Source organism: Salipaludibacillus agaradhaerens, from assembly GCF_002019735.1.
GTDB lineage: Bacteria > Bacillota > Bacilli > Bacillales > Salisediminibacteriaceae > Salipaludibacillus > Salipaludibacillus agaradhaerens.
This window is the reverse complement of sequence record NZ_KV917378.1, coordinates 2486969-2512301: the sequence shown is the minus strand read 5'-3', so window position 1 is coordinate 2512301 and position 25333 is coordinate 2486969. Positions and strand designations below refer to the sequence as shown.

General features: G+C 38.9%; 27 protein-coding genes and 3 CRISPR repeat arrays. Of the genes, 26 read left to right on the top strand and 1 reads right to left on the bottom strand.

What is annotated here, in order from left to right; genetic code table 11:
* Positions 1 to 14: 14 nt before the first annotated feature.
* The 18 genes from BK581_RS11695 to BK581_RS11610 all read left to right on the top strand — a co-directional run bounded on the left by BK581_RS11695 (position 15) and on the right by BK581_RS11610 (position 10909).
* On the top strand, positions 15 to 503 hold the full coding sequence (locus BK581_RS11695; protein ID WP_078578352.1) for a hypothetical protein: 489 nt from the start codon (positions 15 to 17) through the stop codon (positions 501 to 503).
* 36 nt (positions 504 to 539) lie between these two features.
* Positions 540 to 1100, top strand: a complete 561-nt coding sequence (locus BK581_RS11690) for a hypothetical protein (protein WP_078578351.1) — start codon at positions 540 to 542, stop codon at positions 1098 to 1100.
* Positions 1101 to 1193: 93 nt separating this feature from the next.
* Positions 1194 to 1640 (top strand): hypothetical protein, encoded by a 447-nt coding sequence (locus BK581_RS11685; RefSeq protein ID WP_143709674.1) that lies wholly within the window; start codon positions 1194 to 1196, stop codon positions 1638 to 1640.
* A gap of 51 nt (positions 1641 to 1691) precedes the next feature.
* Positions 1692 to 2285: a hypothetical protein gene (locus tag BK581_RS11680; protein ID WP_078578349.1), complete on the top strand. Its 594-nt coding sequence runs from the start codon at positions 1692 to 1694 to the stop codon at positions 2283 to 2285.
* Between the two features lie 273 nt (positions 2286 to 2558).
* A complete protein-coding gene (locus tag BK581_RS11675) occupies positions 2559 to 3059 on the top strand; it encodes a hypothetical protein (protein WP_078578348.1) in 501 nt (166 codons plus the stop codon).
* Positions 3060 to 3082: 23 nt separating this feature from the next.
* Positions 3083 to 3640, top strand: coding sequence for a hypothetical protein (locus BK581_RS11670; RefSeq protein ID WP_143709673.1), 558 nt, complete (start codon positions 3083 to 3085; stop codon positions 3638 to 3640).
* Between the two features lie 430 nt (positions 3641 to 4070).
* A complete protein-coding gene (locus BK581_RS11665) occupies positions 4071 to 4544 on the top strand; it encodes a hypothetical protein (protein WP_078578346.1) in 474 nt (157 codons plus the stop codon).
* Positions 4545 to 4572: 28 nt separating this feature from the next.
* A complete protein-coding gene (locus BK581_RS11660; RefSeq protein ID WP_078578345.1) occupies positions 4573 to 4839 on the top strand; it encodes a hypothetical protein in 267 nt (88 codons plus the stop codon).
* Position 4840: 1 nt separating this feature from the next.
* Positions 4841 to 5218, top strand: a complete 378-nt coding sequence (locus tag BK581_RS11655; protein WP_078578344.1) for a hypothetical protein — start codon at positions 4841 to 4843, stop codon at positions 5216 to 5218.
* 43 nt (positions 5219 to 5261) lie between these two features.
* The gene (locus BK581_RS11650; protein ID WP_143709672.1) at positions 5262 to 5693 is read left to right on the top strand and encodes a hypothetical protein; all 432 of its coding nucleotides are present in this window, start codon (positions 5262 to 5264) and stop codon (positions 5691 to 5693) included.
* Between the two features lie 47 nt (positions 5694 to 5740).
* On the top strand, positions 5741 to 6298 hold the full coding sequence (locus BK581_RS11645; protein WP_143709671.1) for a hypothetical protein: 558 nt from the start codon (positions 5741 to 5743) through the stop codon (positions 6296 to 6298).
* 374 nt (positions 6299 to 6672) lie between these two features.
* Complete coding sequence (locus BK581_RS11640) at positions 6673 to 7194, top strand: hypothetical protein (protein WP_078578341.1); 522 nt, start codon at positions 6673 to 6675, stop codon at positions 7192 to 7194.
* 15 nt (positions 7195 to 7209) lie between these two features.
* On the top strand, positions 7210 to 7767 hold the full coding sequence (locus BK581_RS11635; RefSeq protein ID WP_078578340.1) for a hypothetical protein: 558 nt from the start codon (positions 7210 to 7212) through the stop codon (positions 7765 to 7767).
* 419 nt (positions 7768 to 8186) lie between these two features.
* Positions 8187 to 8639 carry a hypothetical protein gene (locus BK581_RS11630; protein ID WP_078578339.1) on the top strand — a complete coding sequence of 151 codons (453 nt, stop codon included), beginning with the start codon at positions 8187 to 8189 and terminating at the stop codon, positions 8637 to 8639.
* A gap of 21 nt (positions 8640 to 8660) precedes the next feature.
* A complete protein-coding gene (locus BK581_RS11625; RefSeq protein WP_078578338.1) occupies positions 8661 to 9227 on the top strand; it encodes a hypothetical protein in 567 nt (188 codons plus the stop codon).
* Positions 9228 to 9404: 177 nt separating this feature from the next.
* The gene (locus BK581_RS11620; RefSeq protein ID WP_078578337.1) at positions 9405 to 9938 is read left to right on the top strand and encodes a hypothetical protein; all 534 of its coding nucleotides are present in this window, start codon (positions 9405 to 9407) and stop codon (positions 9936 to 9938) included.
* A gap of 26 nt (positions 9939 to 9964) precedes the next feature.
* A complete protein-coding gene (locus tag BK581_RS11615; protein WP_078578336.1) occupies positions 9965 to 10537 on the top strand; it encodes a hypothetical protein in 573 nt (190 codons plus the stop codon).
* Between the two features lie 153 nt (positions 10538 to 10690).
* Positions 10691 to 10909, top strand: coding sequence for a hypothetical protein (locus tag BK581_RS11610; RefSeq protein WP_143709669.1), 219 nt, complete (start codon positions 10691 to 10693; stop codon positions 10907 to 10909).
* A 562-nt stretch (positions 10910 to 11471) separates the two neighbouring features.
* Positions 11472 to 11904: a CRISPR direct-repeat array (repeat unit 32 nt; unit sequence GTCGCACTCTTTATGAGTGCGTGGATTGAAAT).
* 879 nt (positions 11905 to 12783) lie between these two features.
* Here the strand turns inward: BK581_RS11610 and BK581_RS11600 are convergent.
* Positions 12784 to 13200 (bottom strand): hypothetical protein, encoded by a 417-nt coding sequence (locus tag BK581_RS11600; RefSeq protein WP_078578333.1) that lies wholly within the window; start codon positions 13198 to 13200, stop codon positions 12784 to 12786.
* Between the two features lie 1184 nt (positions 13201 to 14384).
* A CRISPR array of direct repeats spans positions 14385 to 14816; the repeat unit is 32 nt; unit sequence GTCGCACTCTTTATGAGTGCGTGGATTGAAAT.
* Positions 14817 to 15237: 421 nt separating this feature from the next.
* On the opposite strand from BK581_RS11600, the gene BK581_RS11590 reads away from it, so the two are divergent.
* The 8 genes from BK581_RS11590 to BK581_RS19960 all read left to right on the top strand — a co-directional run bounded on the left by BK581_RS11590 (position 15238) and on the right by BK581_RS19960 (position 25302).
* A complete protein-coding gene (locus BK581_RS11590; protein WP_078578331.1) occupies positions 15238 to 17640 on the top strand; it encodes a CRISPR-associated helicase/endonuclease Cas3 in 2403 nt (800 codons plus the stop codon).
* Between the two features lie 827 nt (positions 17641 to 18467).
* Positions 18468 to 19178 carry a type I-C CRISPR-associated protein Cas5c gene (gene cas5c / locus BK581_RS11585; RefSeq protein WP_078578330.1) on the top strand — a complete coding sequence of 237 codons (711 nt, stop codon included), beginning with the start codon at positions 18468 to 18470 and terminating at the stop codon, positions 19176 to 19178.
* A gap of 1 nt (position 19179) precedes the next feature.
* Positions 19180 to 21060 carry a type I-C CRISPR-associated protein Cas8c/Csd1 gene (cas8c, locus tag BK581_RS11580; RefSeq protein WP_078578329.1) on the top strand — a complete coding sequence of 627 codons (1881 nt, stop codon included), beginning with the start codon at positions 19180 to 19182 and terminating at the stop codon, positions 21058 to 21060.
* Positions 21060 to 21911, top strand: a complete 852-nt coding sequence (gene cas7c, locus BK581_RS11575) for a type I-C CRISPR-associated protein Cas7/Csd2 (protein WP_078578328.1) — start codon at positions 21060 to 21062, stop codon at positions 21909 to 21911. The genes cas8c and cas7c overlap by 1 nt, the downstream gene beginning before the upstream one ends.
* Positions 21901 to 22560, top strand: coding sequence for a CRISPR-associated protein Cas4 (gene cas4 / locus BK581_RS11570; protein ID WP_078579922.1), 660 nt, complete (start codon positions 21901 to 21903; stop codon positions 22558 to 22560). Before cas7c ends, cas4 begins: the two co-directional genes overlap by 11 nt.
* Positions 22557 to 23588: a type I-C CRISPR-associated endonuclease Cas1c gene (gene cas1c / locus BK581_RS11565; RefSeq protein WP_078578327.1), complete on the top strand. Its 1032-nt coding sequence runs from the start codon at positions 22557 to 22559 to the stop codon at positions 23586 to 23588. The genes cas4 and cas1c overlap by 4 nt, the downstream gene beginning before the upstream one ends.
* 8 nt (positions 23589 to 23596) lie before the next feature.
* Positions 23597 to 23887 (top strand): CRISPR-associated endonuclease Cas2, encoded by a 291-nt coding sequence (cas2, locus tag BK581_RS11560; protein ID WP_078578326.1) that lies wholly within the window; start codon positions 23597 to 23599, stop codon positions 23885 to 23887.
* A 171-nt stretch (positions 23888 to 24058) separates the two neighbouring features.
* Positions 24059 to 24952: direct repeats of the CRISPR family, unit length 32 nt; unit sequence GTCGCACTCTTTATGAGTGCGTGGATTGAAAT.
* Between the two features lie 62 nt (positions 24953 to 25014).
* Positions 25015 to 25302 carry a hypothetical protein gene (locus BK581_RS19960; protein WP_407690335.1) on the top strand — a complete coding sequence of 96 codons (288 nt, stop codon included), beginning with the start codon at positions 25015 to 25017 and terminating at the stop codon, positions 25300 to 25302.
* Positions 25303 to 25333 lie beyond the last annotated feature (31 nt).

Sequence of the window (25333 nt, the reverse complement as noted above, 5' to 3'; positions counted from 1 at the left end):
GAAAAGGTGAAAGTATGAAAAAAAGACATCTAAAACTAGCCATCATGGTTCTCATCATAAGCGCTGTGATCTTTAGTATTAACAAGTGTCAAGAAGCAAAAGAGGAAAAGCAGGAAGAAGCGAGGGAAGTAAGCTTGTATGAATATGTAGTAATCTTCTTCGACCTAAGTACGTATTATGAGCGATTGGAGGATGGGTCAATTGAAACGAATTTTTACCCGTCCAAAGCTACACAGGACAAGGTAGACAGATGGGAGTTAGCTGCAAAAGTGTTACCAGTCATTGTGTATCCAGAAGACTTAATATCGGAAAATAAGTGGGTTGAAGCTTATGACATGTTAGGAGACCTTTTAATTGAATATGATGAGTACTATGAAAGTAAAAGTGAAGAAGGACAAAAAACGTTTGTATTAAAAGATGATGTTAAAGGATTTATTGGAAGTAATGACGTCTCAGACAACTTACAACAAGCTTTTGACGAGGCCGGAATAGACTATGAGTGAGAAGAACGGTAATGTCATGATAATAGAGGTGAAACAATGTCCAATAAATTAAAAAAAGTACTGACGATATGTAGTGGTGTGGGGCTGCTTATCGGAGCTATTTTTATCTATTTGGTTATAAAAGATGATCATCAAATGATAGAAGATGAGGTCGTGTCTTATTATGCAAGAACACCAGATATAGCCCATATTGAAATAGATGGTCAGTATGCGTTAGCCTTTTACGAACGAGGAGATTGGCAATCACATGCGGGAGTCATGGAGCTTAAAAAAACATGGTTTGGCTGGGAACTTTTAAGTGCAACTACTGAAGATGCCAAGTTAAATCCACAATTTATCGAGCTAACGCATTTCTCTATTATCCAACAAGCAATTTATCCAAATGTGGACAGTGTGACTGTGGAACTTCAAAATGGTGAGACATACTCACCCCCAATAGTAAACAGCGAAAATACATACCGGCGTTGGTTTTATTATTCTGACACAGAGGATTTAGGAGGTGCAATCGTCACCACGTACGATAAAAATGGTGACAAACTAAATGAAGTAAAGATGCCTGCTGAACCGAATGAAGGGTTGAGTGGGACAGTGGACTAGATTGATGGTAACGAGGTAAATAAATATGGAGTCAGCTACATTGGGCAATCAGCCGGTGTAGCTTTTTAATTGAAAAAAGAAAAAGGTGAAAAAATGAAAAAACGTTGGAAAAGTATATTGATTCCGACCATCATGGTGATATCAGCTTTCTTAATCATCTATCATACAGCTATCCAGGATATGGTGGAGAATGAAGAGTTACTAGAATACTGGGAAGTAGCAAGTCAGAACTCCTTAGGAATTTATTTTACGAGTACAGACCCTATTGAAGTGGCGTTTTATCCGACCCCAACTACCGAATTGATCATGGAGAGGTGGGAAATTATCGCTAATATTTATGAAGAAGTGATCTATCCAGAAGAAGCCATCAACAATAATGATTGGTTAAAAGCGGATGCGATTATGGAAGAATGGCGTCATGAAATGAGAGTGGAAAACAAAGGTGATGAATTTGAACAAATTATGGCGTTTATTTATTCTGGTAGTGTGAGAGACCACGTACAACAAAAGTTTAATAAGGCGGGAATTGAGTATGAGTAAGCGAGCACGACCATTTGTGAATCATAATATCGAGTAAGGCGGGATAGGGAAATGTCAAAAAAGCTAAAAATATCACTTATTATATGTGGTGTGTCGTTACTTCTATTTATCAGTTGGTTCTTCTTTTTAAAAGATGACTATAAACAAATAGAACAAGAGATTTATTCGTTAAATCAATGGAGAACACATATCGCTCATATCGAAATGATAGATGATGATTATGCGTTAGCTATTTATGTATGGGGAAATGATCAGCATGCAGGTATCATAGAATTTGAAAGAACGCTGTTAGGGTGGAAAATGACGAGTGGAGTAAGCGAATTGATATATGGCGGTCTACAATTTGTTGAATTAGAAAACTATTCTGTTATTCATTACTCAGATCGCCCTAATATAGAAGAGGTGCACGTAAAGCTGAGAAATGGTGATACATACCCGGCGTTATTAAAGGAAGGAAATGGGACGGGTGAGGAGATTTATGCGATCAATCCCGACCGTTGGTATTACTATTCCGACACTGAGGATTTAGCAGAGGCCACTGTCACCACGTATGATAAGGACGGGCAAGTAGTGGAAGAAATACAGATTCCTGATGAACCGAGTGGAGGAGTAGTCACACAGTATAAGAACGATAATGACTATTAATAGTTATTGATTTATAGGTGGAGCTACATTGGGTAAGATGCTGATGTAGCTTTTTGCTTGTTTTTAAACGAGTTCCTTTCTATCTTTAGTGCTACATGCCTTCCTCTTATCTTACTTTCATTTCCTCCATGACTTTTGGGTGTTAACAGAGGTCTTTCTTTTCCCCATATAATATTAGGTTGGCTTTATAGGTGAGTAACACCAGTGTCAAGCATCAAAGCATCAATCTATTATTTAGTAATGACTATATTGTAAGGCGAGGTTGAATTTAATATGACAAAAAGACATCTAAAACTAGTCATCACGGTTCTTATTATAATGACAATAATTTTTAGCATTATTAAGTATAATGAAGCAAAAGAAAAGAAGCTTGAAGAAGTATGGGAGAGGGATCGGCATGAAATTGTAGTGAATAATTTCAGGCTAGGTGCGTATTATGAACGTTTAGATGATGGCTCAATTGAAGTAACATTTTATCCGACAGCAGAGACACAAACTGTTGTTGATAGATGGAAGATCGCCGCCGAAGCGTTACCAGTCATTGAGTACCCTGAAGACTTAATATCAGAAAATAAGTGGCTTGAGGCTTATGACATATTAAGGGAATGTTTGACTGAATATGAGAATTATCGTGATACAAAAGAAAAAGAGGAACGAGAAAAGCTTGATAAACAAGGGGGAATAAGAGGTTTTATTTATAATGATTCCGTCTCAGACAATTTACAACAAGCGTTTGAAGAAGCGGGGATAGACTATGAGAAAGAAGCACAGTAATGTCATTAAATAGAGGTGGAACAATGTCCAAAAAATTTAAAAAGGGTTTAGCTATATGTGTTGGTATGGTGCTGCTCATCGGAGTCCTTTCTATCTATTTAGTTATTAAAGATGATTCTCAAATGATAGAAGATAAGGTACATGAATTTTACTGGACGCCGATACCAGATATAGCCCATATTGAAATAGACGGTAAGTATGCATTAGCTTTTTATGAGCGGGGAGATTGGCATGCAGGGATCATGGAATTTAAGAAAACGTGGTTTGGCTGGGAATTTATAAGTGCAAACACTGAAGATGTTGAGAGAAATCCACAATTTATCGAACTAATGCATTTCTCAATTATCCAACAAGCAGTTTATTCAGGTGTGGATAGTGTGACTGTGGAACTTCAAAATGGTGAGTCATACTCAGCACCAATCGTTAAAGGGGAAAATACATATCGACGTTGGTTTTACTATTCCGACACAGAGGATTTAGCAGGAGCGATCGTCACCACGTACGATAAAAATGGTGACAAACTAAATGAAGTAAAGATGCCTGATGAACCGAATGAGGGGCTCAATCGAACAGTCGAGTAAACAAGCTAAAGGATTATAGTGTTACTAAGCTACATTGGAACTTTCCCAATGTAGCTTTTTAGACTTTTAATAGAATCAGAAAGTTAACGAGAGTCTTTAGAACTACCCTTCTTGTCTTATCTTCCTTCCATTTTCCCCAGAACATGACTTTTGCCTGTTACCACGGTCCCTTCTTTTCCTTATAATAGTAGGCATTGACTTTATCACAGATAAGCGTCCGTAACCCTCCCAGCTCAAAATAGAGAGGAGAGGTAATGCTATTTAGGCGGAGCAGACGGCCGAGAATGTCCTGACTCACTCCCCCTGATTGAAGGTTCGTTTTATATGTGAATGAGTAGGTGTTTTTAAGACGTCATCATCAGGATAGGCTGCTCACTATTTCGTTGAGAAGCCAAACTTTATCTAATTAAGTAGAAAGGAATAGACATTTATGCAAAAAATTAAGCGAAAATGGCTCACGATTCTATTAATAGTATTTATATTAACTGTATCAATGACAATAGTATTTGTCGTAAACAAGCAAGAGGACAATAGCGGATTCGATTCTTATAAACATACACTGGCTTTGTCTTATCACCTAAATATTGCTTATTATCGTGACGGTTCCTCTTACCAAGTAGAACTCTCACCAACAGATCGTACGGAAGAGTTTCTTGAGCGGTGGCAGGCGATTACGGAAGTGTATCCGTTTTTGTCGTATCCAGAAGAGGCGATCGCACGCAACGACTGGCGTGAAGTGATAGCAGCATATGATGGTATTAGAAAACAATATAAAAGTAAAATGGGGGAGGAAGAGTTTAGAGAGGCTAATCCTAGCTTTGGAATCATCATGAGTTATATAGAAACGGGTAGCTATATAAGTATGGATGAAGATCTAAAAGATAAGTTAGGATTGGATAGATAACTATTCACATGCAGAGAGGAGAAAAAGAGTGTCAATAAAAAGAAAAATGACGTTGGTCAGTGGTGTAATTATTGTTATTATCCTACTTGTCGGTATCATTAACCTAGTATCAGTAGACGATCGCGCCTATTTAGAAGAAAATGCCTTGACACCATTGAGATACCCTGAGCCAATCTATAATGTACTCGATGTGGCGTTCATTGAAGATGATTATGCCATCGTTTTTTATGAATGGGGCAACATGAACCTGAGAATGTTTGGTATAGCAGAAATGGAAAAGAATAGTGGAGATTAAAATGTCAGATGAAGGATCGTCTGCCATTGTGATTTTTGAAAGGGGTTTTGACCACCTTGGAGCCATGACGCTATCAAAGTCATGGTTTGAGTGGGAAATGCAGGAATCATCGAGCGAACGATTACCAAATTCAATGAGTAACGGGGTATTTTATAGAGAGTACGATGAATACACAGTGTTGGCAGGAAAAATAGGCTGGAATACTTCTAACATAAAGGTATACATTGGTGAAGAACGTGAAGGACTTTCAGCTTCTATCACGGAATTAATCAACTTACGTGGGGCGTTTTGTGTGAGAAGAGGGGGTGCCTCTGTTATTAGCATTTACGTTATAGTAAGTGAAAAACTTATGAAAGGAGCATTCATATATGAGGGATAGAAGCAAAGAGATAACACACACGTTTTTGCTATGTGGGAGCGTTATGATTGTCATGTTCATGATTTTCGTAGCCATCCAACATCACAGACATATAAAGCAAGAGAATGACTATTTTCATGAACTTGTTTTTCTAGCGAAGGATTTCGAATTAAATATCCACTATCAAACAGAAAAGCCTGAATCTGACCAGCTTTCTCCTACTCGGTTAACAGAGGAGCTGCTTTCGAGGTGGGAGAGCGTTGCAGCCGCATTTGAAGATATTAGCTATCCTCCAGCAGAAGCAGTGGAAAGAAACGACTGGGTGGAAGTAGAGCGAGCATGGATAGAGACACTCACTGCTTATGATGACATATATGAAGCATCGGATAAAACGGATCTAATACACCCGAGATCTATTAAAAACTACATATTCTCTAATAACTTAAGTGATAGGGATAATTTGAAAGATTATTTAAAGGAAGAAAGTCATGAGTAAAAGAGAAAGAGAGTCAGGGGTTCTTCCTGAGGAAAGTAAGAGGTGACATGATGTTGGATTCAAAGGCTAAATATTTTGTCTTTGTAGCGTTAGGCCTTACTTTAATGGTAGTCACTTACTTTATAATGATGAGTGCAATAAACGCTGAGCAGCAAATTAAAGACAAAGTGATTGATTTAGATCCTCTGCATATCGATGTTTTGCATGTTGAGTTGGTGGAAAAAGACTATGCCATAGCTTTTTATGAGAGGGTCTCCTTCGAGGCAGTAGGGGTAGTAGAATTGGAGAAAACACTATTTGGATGGAAGGTCATAAGTGTAGAAAAAATAAGATCTGGTGTTTTGGAAGGAAGAACAGCTGTCCACCATTCACAGCTAACCAAAAGGACCATTCTAAAAGGAGATATGTATACGGATTTTGATGATGTTATAGTGAAAACAGCTGATGGCAGGACATATGAAACAACGATTACTGAAAAACAAGAAGGACTTAACATATGGTTTTTAATAGTAGAGGATGAAGGTTTTTCTGGTGCTACAGTAAAAGTTTACGGAGGAGACGGAGAAACAATTGAAGAGGTATCAGTCAGTAACCCGCTTAATTAAAGCCGGTAGAGATGGGGCGCTTAGTCTAAACCGTTATTCATACCCCGGATGAACCGAAGAAGGAGCTTAATTAAACAAAGGGATGAACGATTGTTAATGATTCAAATGGTTCATGGGTTATTAAGCTGCATCGAGAGGAAAGGCGATGCAGTTTTTTGAATGGCTTTTAGTCAAACGGTGTCTTTAGAACTACACGATTGACGGTAATCGGTCTAATGTGCACCCCCATTATGACTTTTGGATGTTACGACAACCGTTTAATTTCCTTATAATAGTAGGCATTGACTTTTTAATGTGAGAGAACAAGAGCAATGGCCGAGCACTTTACGATACATACGTGTTTTAACAATCTTAAGAGAGGGGGAATAAATGTCGTGACTAAATTAATGAGGCAATTAAATACTTGTTTAAAGAATATCTGGGTCATGATCACATTGGGGGTTATTCTAATATTAGCAGGATTAACGTATTTAGAAGTCTACTTAGATAATAAAGAATCAAAGGACGATGAGAATGTGAGAATTCTAAATGCTTATAATACAACGGTCAACAACTTTTACCTTGATGTGGCTTATTACAGCAATGAACCACCACTGGATGTGGCGTTTGTAAAAACTGGCTACACGGATGAGGTTCTAGAAAGGTGGCAGTTAGTGTCGCGCTATTATGCTGATATCAACTATATGGCTTATCCAGAAGAAGTTGTTCAAGAAAATGACTGGTTCGCAGTAAATGAGTTTTTCACAAATAGTTTAGCAGGACTTCGCCGTTTATATCGTGAAGATACTGAATTTCAAGCATCTACTCCGAATCCTGATGATATTGAGAGATTTATTCTAACAGGTAATCGTGGTGGTATAAACGAAGACTATCAATCCGAAATGGGACTAGAGTGATAGAGAGGGACGTGTATGTCTAAAATAAAGCTTATAAGTGGCGTGTTTTTAATAGTAAGTGTGATCATAGGCTTTATCGTCACGATAAAAATGCTAGCTGATGATCTAACACAAATTGAAGAACAAGTCCATTCACTTAACCAGAGACCTTATATCCTGCATACTGAATTTATTGAAAATGACCATGCCATCGTTTTTTATCAATGGGGCAATATTCTTCACCATAGAAAACTGGCTTTTATGGAACTTGAGAAAACACAATTTACGTGGGAGTTTAAAAGTGCCCATGCCACTCATATATCACGTGAAGATAGGCTAGAAGCCCAATTGACAGAATTAGGTGCTAAGACTGTCTTGAGAGGTCGAGTGGACAACGCCGATATAGAGGACATTACCATTTTATCTACAAGCGGTCATACTTATTCTGGAACACTAATAGAGGATGACTATGGGAGAAAGTACTGGTTCTTCATCGGCGAAGATGATGATTTTACTGAGGCCACCATTACTGGTTTGTCAAAATCAGGGGAAGTGATTGAAGAAATTACAGCGGTTAAAAATATACATCGGTAGGCCCTGGAAAAAAGGGTGAAGTAGGAAATATCTCACACAAGAACATATTTTTATTAATTATTCATGCTTAAGCAATTGAGACTACTAGCGCTAAGTTCAAAGCACATTGAACTTAGTCATTTCTTTGACTAAGAAATAAAATTGCGTTGATTTCTTTATCAGATAACCTTCCGTAAAAACTCCTGCTATCAAGATTGAGAGCAAAGATAAATCTATTTTAGATGGGATATAACGGATGCTCATGTCCTGATTCATGCAACGGCCAATCAGTGGGAGAAGTACGAAAACTCACTCTAATTGAAGGTTCGTTCTATAGGTGAACGATCTAAAAAAATGGTTTAACACTTAACGAGATAGTTGAGAAAACTTCCATTTGAAAACAGGTTCGAACAGAAGATGACTAAATAAGGAGTGACCATGTGGGTGATTATAAACGATTTTTCATTTTAGTAGCGGTATTAGTAATTGCGCATTTTTCAATTCATTATTATGCGAACAGGGAAGAAGATGGAGAGGAAAATGGGGTTTTAAGATACTATTCGAGCATTGTTAGTGACTTCCATCTATCAAGTGACTATTACATGGTTGATGACTCACCTCATATAGAGTTATATCCTACCGAGTTTACACAAGAGATTCTGGAACGCTGGAAATGGGTCTCAGAGGATTTTTCAGAAATAAATTATCCCGCAGAAGCGATAGAACAAAATGACTGGTTAGTGGCTTATGAGCAATTTATAGAGGATGTGAACAATATAGGGGAAGTTGATGGAGAAGAAAGGGGGTTTCGATCAGGAACGATCCAGAGTTATATACTTGCTGATGAAGAACTCCCAGGATTAAAGGATTTTATTAATAAGTCAAATAATTAAAGTACAAAAAGAGGTGTTACATTGAAAAAGCGACTAGTCACTGTCCTTATCATTGGTCTTATTATCTTATTAGGGTATGCTGTTTTCTTTTTTGTCACGTTAAAAAGTGATGAAGATCAAATTAGAGATGAAGTACGTTCTGTCTATGGAGAGGCAAGCATAATAGAGATTAAAATGCTAGATGGTGGGTCAGATGCGATTGTGATTTTCGAATGGCGTAGTAGAAATGTTGGTGTCATGACGTTATCAAAGTCATGGTTTGAGTGGGACATGGTGGAATCGTCGAGTGAAAGGTTTCCCCGTAGCATGACGCGTGGGGTTTTCTATAGGGAGTTTGATCAATACACGGTGTTGACTGGATATGTGGGAGGGGAAACGTCTGATATAAAGGTATATTTTAAAGAGGAGCCAGATGGGCTTTTGGCTACAATTAAAGAAGACAATATAGTAGGGCGAACATGGTATCTAATAACTGAAAATGACAATTTATCTGATGTCGTGATGAAGGCATATGATGAGGAAGGTAACGTGATTGCAGAAATGGACGAAAGCGTATTTAATGGCGCGCGGTTAGACCTTAATAATTAAATACTAAGTAGTTAATAAAATGGCGTTTAACTAGCTGGTGTAGTATAAGAAAGCAAAAGATAATGAATTAGCAAAATGGGGAGTAAGTGATAGTTTGTAGAGTAATTGAATTTAGAGAGAGTCCTACAATGAAAAAGGTAACTGAAAATGGGTAGATACCACGGGAGTGACAATGAGATGTTTACAAAAGGGACAATACTTAAAATTGCCATTAGCTTTATCATAATGATTATTCCGAGCTTAATCATTATTGGATTGACGCTTTTTCAAAACTATCAAAGTGAAAAAGAAGAGGAATTTATAAACTACCATTATATAATCGGTAAATATCAGCTAGATTATGTATACGAAACGAACGAGAATGGTGATGATTTTGTTTATATCCCAACCGCTGAAACAGAAGACACTTTACGTCGTTGGAGGAATTTATCAGAGGTCTATTCCGTCATCGTTTATCCAGAAGAGGCCATAAAAAAAGGTGACTGGCTTACAGTAAATGAGGTGTTTTCTGAAAATTTTTCGTCTTTCCATGTCCTTGTAAATGAAATGTATGATGATGCAAGCATTGTTTCTAAAAGTGAATTAGGAAGTGAATTAGGAAGTCAGCGTTTAATTAGAAGGTATATTTTAAGTGGATTAGCTGATGGTAGATTTTTGGAGGTATTAATAGATTTAGGGTTTGAAGAACCGCAAAATGAAGAAGTAAATTAAACTAATTTAGGTGTAGGAGGTTGCTTGTGCTCAAACGAAAATATATGATCATGATAGCCTGTGTTGTAGCAATATCTTTTTTTACTTATATATTCTTTCAAAGTGATGACATCGAAGACATTGAAGAAGTGTTAAATGAGTTTAATATATTTTTGTATGAAGTAGATATTGAACTGGTTGACAAGCAATACGCTATTGCCACCTATCATTGGGGGCATCCGTTTCGTGAAAAGTTAGGGGTAGTAGAGTTAGAGAAAACGTTGTTTGACTGGGACATTGTCAGAGCCACTAGTCATAGGGCGGGGTGGAAAGATAAGCCGCAGAAAGCACCATATACGGCTGCCGTTAGTGAATTGACAGAATCAACTGTGATCGTAGGTCGAATTTTTGATGACGTGGTAGAGATTGAAATCGAAACAAAAGATGGGACCCACTATGGTGGACAGGATATCATTCTCAATAACAATCTTTCATGGCATTTCATTCCAAGCGAGAGTGTAGACTTTTCTGGCACGACAATTAGGGGACTTTCAAAAGACGGACAAGTTAATGGGGAAGTCTATATAGATGATGATTTAACGGTTCATTATCGAGATTAGATGTCTTTCTAGGGTATTTTTCTATCAGGTAAAGTGACTAAAGTTAACTGAAGGTCCGAATTAGACAGAGGGATAAACAGATGACGAACAGCTTAATAGTGACTATGGATATTTCGCTATTTTAAAAAATCCATGATATCCCTTCCTGTATATATGAGCAATAAATCTAGAGAATTTAAAGCGCTAGAAGAGCAGGAAAAAGCTATTTGGGAAGAATCTGTCGATTTGGTGGTACTTGGACGTAACTACTGTTTTTTTTACATAGGTGAGAAGGAAGATTATACGGAAGCAAGTCTTCATGGCATCTCTGCCTCAGGTGAGGTCATCGAAGAAATAGCGTTCAGCGAAGCAACAGTGCCACAAGGAAAGTAACCCCCCCAATGAGCTATAATCATTATTAACTTATTACGTTGCCACGTTCACGAACATGATGAGCGTGTTTTGCAGCATAGTCATAGCTGATGTCCTATTGCGAATTTGAAAGTTAGGGGTAGTAGAAGTAGAAAAAACGTTTTTTGGTGGAAAATTATCAGGGCCACTTGCCGTAGGGTGGGGTGAAAAAAATTAGTCGCAGGTAGGTGAGAATTGGACACAATGATCTCTTTGTTAGATATCGTATCGTGGAGTTACGTATATGCTAGAAGGGTTGAATGAACATGTGTTAAAATTGGTATTAGAGAGAGAGAATACTTTTTTTGAGTTATGGACTGTAAGAGCGTATTATGCTGCAAATATAACATTGACAAAAATAAAGGGGAAGTTTTGGTGCGAACCCTAAGCGCACATAAAATCCCTAGGGGACCCGCACCGAAAATAGAGAGAAATATGTAAAAGTGTGTAATGGATTTAAAAGGAATGATGTGTTTTTATAAAGATAGAGCGAAGCTTACCCTAAAGTGGGCGAAATATTCCCTTATATTAGGATGTTTTCGCAGTCGCACTCTTTATGAGTGCGTGGATTGAAATTCTCATTAAAATCTTCAAAATTGCCGCATCTAAGTCGCACTCTTTATGAGTGCGTGGATTGAAATTTGCTTGCGGTCATCGTCATAATTAATAAGCTCATGTCGCACTCTTTATGAGTGCGTGGATTGAAATATTTTCTCAGCTTCGCCAGTTCCAATCCTAATAAAAGTCGCACTCTTTATGAGTGCGTGGATTGAAATCGCTAGTTATCTCCTTGCCTGTCCACTCACCACGGTCGCACTCTTTATGAGTGCGTGGATTGAAATACTTTATGCCCCTCCTAAACAGAAAAAAGAGGGTATGTCGCACTCATTATGAGTGCGTGGATTGAAATAAACCTGTAAACAGATTCCCACCGCTTCTCTCTTCGTCGCACTCTTTATGAGTGCGTGGATGAAATGGTATATCGGTTAAGGTGTAACTCCAAATCCCATGTCACACTATAATTGGAAGTCTCGTACAGTCAAAAAATACTTTTAAATTTCATAATCACTATACTGTCAAGAAAACGTATTAACCCTCCAGCTTAAAACGATGGACCAAACCAGTATTAGGTAATGGATATAACCTATATTTAATAGTGACCAATGAGGGCTAGCCTTGTCAGCATTCTAGAAAAGAAGTTTCAAAAGGGATTGGACCAGATACTAAAAAGCCATACTTAACCCGATTAGTTGATGATTCTTAGATCGGAACAAGTTTTCTCCCAACACGAAAAAAGCAGAGAACGCTTCCCTGCTTCCTTAACTATTTATAGGGCTTTTTTTTATTGTACTGGTATCAAACAAATAGGATAACACTAATTAATATAGCTTGGTAAAGGATGCTCCATAGAATAGAAGGATAATTACCTTTAGGTACGATAATATAACTACCCTCGATTAAGTTAGAGAAAATATGGGACAAAAGCCCTTTCTGATTAAATACTATAAAATATTTAAGCAAATTCTCATTAAAAGAAAGATAGAGTGATGGTTCGAGGGCATTTAATAAAAATAGTGCTCCAATACTAAATGCAACATTTTTAGTTAAAAGTGCAACTACAAATGCTAATTCTCCCCAAAAAAACAAATAAGACTCACTGAAACGATTTGAAAAATGATCTGTGAAATAAATAACTGGCCTGGGTCACCTAAAAAAATATGCACAACCCAACTAAATAAAGTAGTCACTTTTGTGAGTGAAAAACTAGCGATAAGAATATAGCATGTTTTAAGCTAGACTAGTAATTAACAGGAAATTGTTTTTAATTTTGATGCTCTCTGCTTTTATCCATGCATTCATTGATTTTCTCCATTAATCATTATCTCAAATTCATGATCGCCATCGCTTAATTCCAACTCTAATTCTCCTTCTCCAGCGACTGCGTCAAAAGAGAAGCCATGGCTTTCGATTATTGTTTCTGAAAAAATGATATCCCCATTCTTAGTTGTAATGTTTAAAGTCATATCACTTGTATTCTCTTCCTTCGTCAGACTTATAACATTATTTGCTTCCAACAATACCTTGAACTGAATTTTTTTATTTTGTAACAGGTTTCCTGAAACGCTGATGTCAGTGACCAACTCCGTTGATCCATCCACGTAAGTATTATTAATGTTAAGACCATCTGATTTATAGTCACTATCTGAAAAAGCATTTACACCAATAAAAATAATGATAACTGTTAATAAAGTACCGATTAATATCTTTCTCATATAAAAGTCCCTCCTTCCTAGGCTTTAAAATTCCTTTTCAAGTTAAAAAAGCTGTAAATAAAAAGCATCAATAGAATGATTAATAGACTGATCAGAAGGCTGCTTTCATAAGATAAAGAACTAAGGTTGTAATATTGAATTTGTGGATCATTATTTAAATTATAAAAAGAATTCCCAATCAGTGATGAAGTATAATGGCTTAAAGTAAAATACTGAGCTATTGGAAGGTATCCAGATAACTGATCTAATAATACAGGTAATATCGTTGCAATTAAAACACCGTACACTCGCTGCGTGATAAATGCACCTAAAAAGCCGATTAAAGAGAATCCAGAAAGAATAATCATACTGCTTATTATTTGAAAGAATAATAGTTGCCAATTAAAAGTGACAGACTGCCTATTTACTATCAATCCTTCTATAATTCCAAGAACAACCATTAATAAAACTAGACAAAATAAAACTATCAATAGTGTTAACATTTTGTTAATCAGCAACATCCTCTACTTTATAATACCTATATTTTTGTATTTAACAAGAAAAATTGTAATAAATAATATCTTACATTTATATACCTCAGATCGTCCCGCATTATAAAGCAAATATTTCTTATACGGAATGAAAGCAAAGCCTTATTGGGAGTGTGGGGAGTATGCGAGAAGTAGCCTTGGAATGCAGTCATTAAGACTGGAGAGATGAAATGATCTAAGAGGGGGTATAGTGAAAGTCTTTTCATTTATGGTAAAATGTACATAATTACGTCATAAGATGTGAGGAGATTTGGGCTATGTATATCGCTCATGTTCGGAAATCTGATAAAAAGGTACATACGTTGAAAGAACGTCTGCTCGAAGCTAAATGATTGGAAGAACTTTTTGGTGTCTAATTTGGATTAAAGCATGTGACCGGAATTAGCAGAGGTGATTCACGATTTTAGGAAATGCAGTTACAGATTCCAAAATTTGAACATATCGATTAACCCATCAGATTGAGAAGGTCCACTCATTTTCTAACGGTGCGAACCCTAAGCGCACATAAAATCCCTAGGGGACCCGCACCGAAAATAGAGTGAAATATGTAAAAATATGTAATAGATTTAAAAGAAATGGTGTTTTTTTATAAAGATAGAGCAAAACTTACCCTAAAGTGGGCGAAATATTCCCTTATATTAGGATGTTTTCGCAGTCGCACTCTTTATGAGTGCGTGGATTGAAATACGCTGCGTTTGGATATAATACTCATAATCTGCTAGTCGCACTCTTTATGAGTGCGTGGATTGAAATACGCTGCGTTTGGATATAATACTCATAATCTGCTAGTCGCACTCTTTATGAGTGCGTGGATTGAAATCTCGTTGCGATTCGCTAGGTTCGTAGTTTATTGTCGTCGCACTCTTTATGAGTGCGTGGATTGAAATCTCGTTGGTGTTTGGAAAGCTGGTGTCTCCTGCTTTGTCGCACTCTTTATGAGTGCGTGGATTGAAATAAGTAAAAACGATTACCCGCCGCAAGGACCGGCGTCGCACTCTTTATGAGTGCGTGGATTGAAATGACAGTATGACAGTTGGTGAAATTTTAGGAGAAGGTCGCACTCTTTATGAGTGCGTGGATTGAAATCATAATTTCATACATGAATTTAGTAGTAGTGTCAGTCGCACTCATTATGAGTGTTGTGGATTATGCAAGAACACCAACGATATAGTGTAGAAGCTCTTCAACGGGGGGACGATTTGTCCACCATAGGGGATAACCACTTAATTAGCTAGTTAGGCTATAGGTGGTTATTTTTTATTATGAGATGACAGAACAGCCACAATTAACGCGCCAAAAATTTTTTTAAAACATCTAATTCACTTTTGCTAATCAAAAACACTCAACATTAAATTGGACTTTATTAAGTCTTTTAGACTATATATTTGGCAAATAGAAAAGTTACTTTAATAGAAAAACAGGGAATTTTGTCTATTTTATGCTGGATTCTCCCAAAATATATGGTAAAATGTACATAATTAAGTCGAAAGTATAGGGAGAATTGGCTATGTATAGGGCTCACGTCCGAGAAGAGGATGAAAAGGTACAGGCGTTGAAAGAGCACTTGCTCGAGACTAAACAATTGGCAGAAGGTTTTGGTGCCAAATTGGGGCTCAAGCATGTGGCCGGCTTAGCAGGGCTGCTTCACGACTTAGGGAAGTACAGTGACCGCTTTCAAACGTATCTATATCAAGCTGTTTGGGAACCAGAAAAAACACTATTCAAACGAGGCGATGTGGATCACGCCACCGCTGGCGGTAGGTTACTGTTTGAGTATTATCATACTAAAGCTCAAACACCACACGAAAAGCTGCTTGCCGAAATTGTTGGCAATGCGATTATTTCACATCACGCAAACCTCCATGACTATATCTCTCCTACATGTGAATCGGATTTTTTAAGACGAGTGCAAGAAAAAGAACTTCCAGAATACGACTTAGCTAAAGAGCGCTTTTTTGCAGACACGATGACGAAAAAAGATTTTAAACACTACGTGACAGCGGCAATTAGCGAGTTAACGCAATTTATGACGTTAGATCCGACACAAACTTTTTTCCTTACAAAATACATATTTAGTTGTTTAATAGATGCAGATCGTACAAATACGCGGATGTTTGAAGACCAAGTTCAAGAAGAAAAGCCTCTTAAGCATCACCGGTTGTTCGCGCATTATCATGACCGATTACTAAACCACCTTGCCGCCTTACAAAACAACAGCAAAGCGCAAGAACCAATTAATGTATTGCGGGCCAAGATGTCGAAACAATGCGAATTATTTGCAGAAAGACCATCAGGCATTTACACGTTATCCATTCCCACTGGGGGCGGTAAGACGCTTGCTAGCCTTCGCTATGCGTTAAAACATGCCCAACAACATCATAAACAACGGATAATTTATATTGTGCCTTTCACGACGATCATCGAACAGAATGCCCAAGAAGTAAGAGATATTTTAGAAGATGAAGGCCATATTTTAGAGCACCATTCCAATGTGATTGAGGAAGAGGAAACAGGAGATGAACCGGATGATGGTGTCATTACTAAAAAGGAGAAGCTGAAGCTTGCCCGTGATAATTGGGAGAGTCCCATTATTTTTACAACTCTTGTGCAATTCCTTAATGTTTTTTATGGCAAAGGCAACCGCAATACGCGCCGATTACATAACTTGAGCCATTCTGTCCTCATTTTTGATGAGGTCCAAAAAGTACCGACGACGTGTGTCTCCCTTTTTAATGAGGCACTAAATTTTTTAAAAGAGTTTGCTCATTCGAGTATCCTTCTTTGCACAGCAACCCAACCTACACTGGAAAATGTGACACATAGCTTGCTGAAAGAGAGAGACGGAGAGATCGTTCACAACTTATCAGACGTGTCACAGGCTTTTAAACGGGTCGATATTGTTGATAAAACGGATCAGCCGCTGACCAATGAGAAGTTAGCTGAGTGGATCCAAACGGAGGTATCTTCGTGGGGAAGTACCCTTGTCATTTTAAATACGAAATCAGTCGTCAAAGATTTATATGAAAGGTTAAAAGATAGTCCATTCCCTATCTATCATTTAAGTACCTCCATGTGTGCGGCACATCGAAAAAATCAGTTAGCGGCCATTCGAGAATTACTTAAGGAAGGAACGCCATTTATTTGCGTCACGACTCAACTCATTGAAGCAGGTGTGGATGTGAGCTTTAAATGTGTTATACGTTCACTCGCTGGTCTTGATTCAGTTGCCCAAGCAGCCGGGCGATGCAATCGACATGGGGAGGATCAGCTTCGGCACGTGTATGTCATTGATCATATGGAAGAAAAACTGTCGAAGTTGAAAGAAATTGAAGTGGGGAAGGGGATTACTGGAAACATCCTGACAAGGTTTAAAAGGAAACCTGAAAAATATGAAGGGAGTATCCTCTCTCAAGCAGCCATAAGGGAGTATTTTCTTTACTACTATCGTAAATTGGACGTTAATTTAAATTACTATGTTAAAGAAGTAGATAAGGAAATGACAAAGCTCCTCATGTCTCTCAATAAAGAAAACAGCTATGTGACCTACTATCAAAAGAAGACTGGTACAGCTTTTCCACTCCTGTTAAATGGCAGTTATAAAACAGCAGCCGCCCATTTTCATGTGATTGAGCAGAAGACCACGTCAGTTATCGCACCATATGGGGAGGGGCAAGAGATCATTGCACAACTTAATAGTGATGAGTGGCTTGACGACTTATCGCAAGTATTGAAAACGGCACAGCAATATACCGTTAACCTTTATCCTCAGGAGATGGAAAGTTTGATACAAGAAAACGCCATCGTGAGACATTTAGATGGTATGGTTTTTGAATTAAAAGAAGGTTGGTATAGCGATGAGTACGGAGTGGACATGACAGGAGAAGGAGGGATGGGGTTTATGTCATGGTAAAAAGCCTATCTTGTCCCTCCTAAATTCTTAATTGAATTCCACATTAATAGCGATCTTGATCTTAAGAAGATGATAAAGTCCTTTAAATGAGTCGATTTCATAATACTGTTTTTAAAAAAGCAATAACACGAATGATATGCAATAACTTTCATTTAATATGCGGATGATAAAACGAACCTTCAATCAATGGGGGGGTTGCGTTCTTCTCTCACTGATAAGGAACACAAGCTAACGTCTTCGCGTCCTGCGAAAACGCTTGTGTGACCAACATCCTGTTGGCCCGAGTCAATCGGGACATTAGTGTCCGTTACCTCCCGCCTAAATAGATTTAGCTCTATCCTCTCTATTTTGAGGCGGGAGTTTTATGGACGCTTATCTGTGATAAAAAGTGACCGAAATGTAAGACGGCGACTCCCTGAGGGTTGAGCGCAGTCTGAAGATCCACTTTTGCTAGGTGGTATTGAGCAAAAGTTAGCTGAAGACAAGCCCTCGGGAAAGCGTCGGTCTGAAGTGAAGGTCACAATCATTGTTCGAATTTTGACATTCATTCAAATAAGAACTGTGTTTAATATGATAATTCAATAACAAGTAAGTACACCCATCATCTAATCTATATATAAGTAGTGTAGGTTAGATAGTGATACGATATGAAGTTAAACAACACAGTGACAATGAGTGTAAAAGTAGATCTTCGCCATGCCAAAGTTGTATTAAAAATAGCTAAAGTAAGCGAAAAAAGAACGTGTTAGCTTGAAAATCTAGCAGTCTGATATGAAAAGGTATGTCAGGCTGCCCATCTTATTTTAACAAGGAGGTGAAACGAACCTATGAAAAACGAGTTTCATTTTGAATTATTCGGTGATTACGCTCTTTTTACGGATCCCCTCACGAAAATTGGCGGGGAGAAGCTTTCGTATAGCGTGCCGACGTACCAAGCTCTGAAAGGAATTGCTGAGAGTATTTACTGGAAACCGACGATTATGTTTGTCATTGACGAGCTTCGTGTTATGAAGCCGATTCAAATGGAGTCTAAGGCTGTCCGACCGATCGATTACGGTGGTGGGAATACACTTGCCAATTATACGTATTTAAAGGACGTTCATTACCAAATCCGCGCCCATTTTGAATTTAATCCTCATCGTCCAGATTTGGCTTTCGATCGTATAGACGGTAAGCATTACAGTATTTTGCAACGTTCGTTAAAAGCAGGAGGACGTCGAGATATTTTCCTTGGAGCCAGAGAGTGCCAAGGGTATGTGGCGCCATGTGAGTTTGGGAGTGGTACAGGTTTTTATGATGAAGAGGGAAAGCACCATTTAGGAACAATGGTTCACGGGTTTAACTATCCTGATGAGACCGGACAAAGCCAGTTAGATGTGCGTTTATGGTCTGCCGTGATGGAGAATGGCTATATTAAGTTTCCAAAGCCAGAAAAGTGTCCGATTGTTCGTCCTATCAAAGAGATGGAGCCGAAAGTATTTAATTCTGAGAATATCCAATCCGCTGAGCAATTACTCCATGATTTAGGAGGTGAATAAGATGAGTTGGTTACTTCACTTATATGAAACATATGAAGCGAGTCTTGATCAAGTAGGGAAAACGGTGAAGAAGGGAGAGGATCGGGAGTATACATTGCTGCCAGTCTCTCATACGACGCAAAATGCCCATATTGAAGTGACGATTGATGAAGATGGGGACTTCCAAGATGCACGGGTACTAAGTAAAGCAAGTACATTAATTCCTTGTACAGATGAAGCGGCTAGTCGGTCAGGTTCAAAAGTGGCACCGTACCCACTTCACGACAAATTAAGTTATGTAGCGGGTGACTTTCTCAAGTATGGAGGGACAGTTAAAAAGCAAGACAATGTTCCCTTTGATGCCTATATCAATCAATTAGCTGAGTGGGCAAACTCACCGTATGCCACGGAAAAGGTGACGTGCATATATACGTATTTGAAGAAAGGCCGATTAATTGAGGATTTGGTCAGTGAGCGGGTGCTTGTAGTTGATGAAAATGAGCAATTGATTGAAAAATGGGACAAAACATATGAAGAAAAAATCGGTGAAAAACCGGCTATTTTTTCAAGTGGAGCTACCGACCAATTTAGCGCATTCGTAAGGTTCAATGTTTACCATCCTGAGTCGTTAGATGACGTGTGGAAAGACACAGACATGTATGATTCTTTCATCGCTTATTATCGTGACAAATTAGGAGAAGAGGATATTTGTTACGTGACAGGTGAGCGGCTTCCTAGTACAGAGCGGCATGCGAACAAAATTCGCCATGCAGCAGACAAAGCGAAATTAATATCTGCCAATGACAATACGGGTTTTACATTTCGAGGCCGTTTTAAGACAAGCCGAGAAGCGGTTGGCATTAGCTATGATGTGTCCCAAAAAGCTCATAATGCCCTAAAATGGCTGATCCATCGTCAAGGGAAAACGATCGATAATCGAGTTTTTCTTATTTGGAGTAATGACAACAGTCCTGTGCCTAACTTAGATGACGATGCGATGGATATTATGGCTCATACAACTAGGGAATTGGAAAGGGACCCAGATACGGGAGAGATTTTTGCAGGTGAAGTAAAAAAAGCAATCGCAGGGTATTGTCATGACTTAGACTACCAACCCGAGGTCAACATTCTTGTGATTGATTCTGCCACAACCGGAAGAATGGCGGTCCTATATTATCGGCATCTAAATAAAGAACTTTATTTAGAACGATTAGAACAGTGGCATGATGCATGTGCATGGGAACATCGGTATCGAAAGGACGGAAAGGATTTTGTTTCATTTTACGGGGCACCCGCAACGAAAGATATTGCGTTTGCTGCATATGGACCAAGGGCCAGCGAAAAAATCGTCAAAGGGCTAATGGAACGCATGCTCCCTTGTATCGTTGATAAACGCCCCATTCCGCAAGACATTGTCAGAAGTGCTTTTCAACGAGCATCAAACCCTGTCTCAATGGAGCGGTGGGAATGGGAAAAAACGTTGAGTATTACATGTGCACTTATTCGAAAGATGTACATGGAAAAGAAGGAGGAGTGGACTGTGCCACTGGATAAACAGTCAACGGATCGTAGTTACTTGTTTGGACGTTTGCTAGCAGTTGCCGATGTACTAGAGAGAGGGGCGCTCAGTAAAGATGAAACGAGAGCAACCAATGCCATTCGTTATATGAACTCTTTTTCAAAGAATCCTGGACGTACTTGGAAAACGATTCAGGAAAGTCTCCAGCCATATCAAGCTAAATTGGGGACAAAGGCAACTTATTTATCAAAATTAATTGACGAGATTAGTGATCAATTTAGCGTAGAAGAATTTAACAACACGCCTTTAACTGAAAAATATTTGCTAGGTTTTTATAGCCAACGTCGTGACTTATATAAGAAAAAAGAGGAGGAAACAAACTGATGAGTACACTTGACCACAAGATTGATTTTGCCGTTGTTGTATCTGTTTCTAAAGCAAATCCAAATGGTGATCCGCTTAACGGCAATCGCCCGCGCCAAAACTATGATGGACATGGAGAAATCTCCGATGTGGCGATTAAACGAAAGGTTCGTAATCGTCTGCAGGACATGGGAGAAGCTATATTTGTTCAGTCTGATGATAGAAAGATAGATGATTTTAAAAGTTTACGAGACCGGGCAGATGCTCACCCGGAGTTGGCGAAAATGTTGAAAGCGAAAAATGCATCTTCTGATGAGTTTGCAACCATTACTTGTCAACAATGGTTGGACGTTCGTGCTTTCGGACAAGTATTTGCCTTTAAAGGGGCGAACCTATCCGTCGGCGTCCGTGGACCTGTTTCCATTCATACAGCGACGAGCGTTGATCCAATTGACATCGTTAGCACTCAAATCACGAAAAGTGTTAACTCTGTTACTGGGGAAAAACGTAGCTCTGACACAATGGGGATGAAGCACCGTGTTGATTTTGGCGTTTATGTGTTCAAAGGAAGTATTAATACCCAACTGGCTGAGAAAACGGGCTTTACACATGAGGATGCCGACAAAATCAAGCAAGCTCTCATCACACTTTTTGAAAATGACAGTTCTTCGGCACGCCCTGATGGCAGTATGGAAGTCTATAAAGTGTATTGGTGGGAGCATTCTTCAAAACTTGGGCAATACTCATCTGCTAAAGTACACCGTTCGTTAAAAGTAGAATCGCGTATAGATACACCAAAAACCATTGATGATTATCGCATTGAGTTGGACGAACTAGATGGTTTAAATGTTGATGTTATCGATGGCCAGTAATGAGGAAGACCACTATTTGATGTTGTCAGGCTTGCAGCATTTTCAATTCTGTAAAAGGCAGTGGGCGCTGATACATATCGAACAGCAATGGGAAGAAAATGTGAGAACGATTGAAGGGCAACACCTCCATCGAAAAGCGGATCAGCCGTTCATTAAGGAAAAGCGGGGAAGTAAACTGACTGTCCGAGCGATGCCAATTCAATCTCGACAGCTCCAAATAAGTGGTATTTGCGATGTAGTCGAATTTGTGGAGCACCGAGACGGTGTAAGTCTTTCAGGTGTAACCGGAACTTATCAAGCATATCCTGTTGAGTATAAGCGTGGGAAACCGAAGAAAGGCGACGAAGATGTGGTTCAGTTAGTCGCTCAAGCCATGTGTCTTGAAGAAATGCTTGTATGCCGCATTGACAAAGGCTATTTATTTTACAATGAGATTAAGCATCGCGTGGAAGTGCCAATCACGGATGAATTAAGAAATAATGTGATTAAAATGGCGAAAGAAATGCATCATTATTATGGGAATCGGCACACCCCAAAAGTGAAAACAGGCCCCTTTTGTAAAAATTGTTCATTACAACATGTATGTTTGCCAAAACTGATGACCAAACGCACAGTGAAAAGTTATATAGAGGGGAGGCTGGGCGAATGAAAAAGTTATTAAATACTTTGTATGTGACTCAGCCTGATACGTATTTATCACTTGACGGTGATAACGTCGTGTTGTTGAAAGAACAAGAAAAGCTCGGTAGACTCCCTCTGCATAATTTGGAGGCCATTGTCAGTTTTGGGTATACAGGTGCAAGCCCCGCTTTAATGGGCTATTGTGCAGATCGAAACATTTCAATCACGTTTCTAACGAAAAACGGGCGTTTTTTAGCGAGAGTGGTGGGAGAAAGTCGGGGTAATGTCGTGTTAAGAAAGACCCAATACCGTATATCCGAAAATGAACAACAGTCAACGAGCATTGCACGAAATTTTATTATAGGGAAAATATACAATAGCAAATGGATACTTGAACGAATGACGAGGGAACATGCCTTACGTGTTGATGTTGACAAGTTTAAAACAGTGTCTCAGCTTATGTCCCTTATTTTACAGGAAGCCCGTAGCTGTGATAATTTAGAAAGTTTGCGTGGCTGGGAAGGGCAAGCAGCGATCAACTACAATAAAGTGTTCGATGATATGATTTTACAGCAAAAAGATCATTTCTCCTTTCATGGACGATCGAGAAGACCACCAAAAGACAACGTGAATGCAATGCTGTCGTTTGCCTATACGTTACTTGCCAATGATGTTGCGGCTGCACTGGAAACTGTCGGTCTTGATGCCTATGTAGGTTTTATGCATCAAGACCGCCCAGGGCGAGCGTCGCTTGCATTAGATCTCATGGAAGAGTTACGAAGTATTTATGCAGATCGTTTTGTACTGTCACTTATTAATCGTAAGGAGATGACTGCGGAAGGCTTCTATAAAAAAGAAAACGGTGCTGTCTTGATGACTGATGAAGCGCGTAAAACATTTTTAAAGGCGTGGCAAACGAAGAAGCAAGAAAAAATTACCCACCCTTATCTCGGAGAAAAAATGTCATGGGGACTTGTTCCTTATGCACAAGCCTTAATGTTAGCGCGTTTCTTGCGTGGAGATTTAGATGAATACCCACCATTCTTGTGGAAGTAGGTGACAAGATGCTTGTCTTAATCACGTATGATGTGCAAACGTCAAGTATGGGAGGCACGACGAGGCTAAGAAAAGTGGCCAAAGCCTGTCAAAATTATGGACAGCGCGTGCAAAATTCCGTTTTTGAATGTATCGTTGATTCGGCACAACTAACCTCGTTAAAATTGGAGCTAACAAGTTTAATTGACGAAGAAAAAGATAGTTTGCGCATCTATCGCTTAGGAAACAACTACAAAACAAAAGTGGACCATATCGGAACTAAACCATCACTAAAGTTAGAAGATCCACTCATTTTTTAATGGTGCGAACCCTAAGCGCACATAAAATCCCTAGGGGACCCGCACCGAAAATAGAGCGGAATATGTAAAAGTGTGTAATGGATTTAAAAGGAATGGTGTGTTTTTATAAAGATAGAGCGAAACTTACCCTAAAGTGGGCGGAATATTCCCTTATATTAGGATGTTTTCGCTGTCGCACTCTTTATGAGTGCGTGGATTGAAATTTTTATTTATGTCCTATACATTATTTATTGGCCACGTCGCACTCTTTATGAGTGCGTGGATTGAAATTATAGTCGCTTGTATTTGTGGCATGTTACCCATGTCGCACTCTTTATGAGTGCGTGGATTGAAATAGACACACGGGAGGCAATAGCTTGCATTGGGTCGCGTCGCACTCTTTATGAGTGCGTGGATTGAAATGATCATACAGGTGATGGTAGAGTGTTGGTACGACAGGGTCGCACTCTTTATGAGTGCGTGGATTGAAATTGTAACGGATTCATCAAACTCACTTAATGGAATTGTCGCACTCTTTATGAGTGCGTGGATTGAAATAAACAACTCGATTTTTGTTATTGTCTTTTCCCTGTCGCACTCTTTATGAGTGCGTGGATTGAAATAGACCTACTCAGGGAGCGCATCTACGTTTATTCGGTCGCACTCTTTATGAGTGCGTGGATTGAAATCACCTCGCCGGGAAGAGTCGCGTCCATCTCGTTAAGTCGCACTCTTTATGAGTGCGTGGATTGAAATAACACAACCGTTTGTGCCGACGGGCCATATACATTGTCGCACTCTTTATGAGTGCGTGGATTGAAATACTTTTTCCACCTAACATATCTCTAGTCTCAGGGTCGCACTCTTTATGAGTGCGTGGATTGAAATCAGTTAATCATGTTATCCTCTCCTTTAAGTGTAATGTCGCACTCTTTATGAGTGCGTGGATTGAAATCTCCTGAATGGACTTTCTCGCTTCCTGTTGATAGGTCGCACTCTTTATGAGTGCGTGGATTGAAATTAGTTGTTAATGAATAGTACAACCAAACACAAGGTCGCACTCTTTATGAGTGCGTGGATTGAAATACAGGATGATGCTGACGAATGGCGATATAACGAGGAGTCGCACTCTTTATGGAGTGCGTGGGTTGAAATATGAAAAAGACGAACAAATCAATCAAGTTTTAGAACAACTTAGGGCGGCAGACCCAGTAAACGAAATGTTTTCCGATGCTTTAGAAGAAACACAAATTGCTTTAGTGATTGCTATGGGAGGTGCAAAAGAGCATTGGAAATACATGGGATCTCACTTTTTTGGGGCTTTTTATGGTTTTAAGGAAGGTACAATCAATCGTGAAGAGTTGTTAGAAAAAGTACAAGAAGCTATTAAGGAAGATTTAAAAGGCGAGATACCAACCACCATTGTGAAAGGTTAAAATCTCATGTTGTTATCTGGTGTTCTCTGCA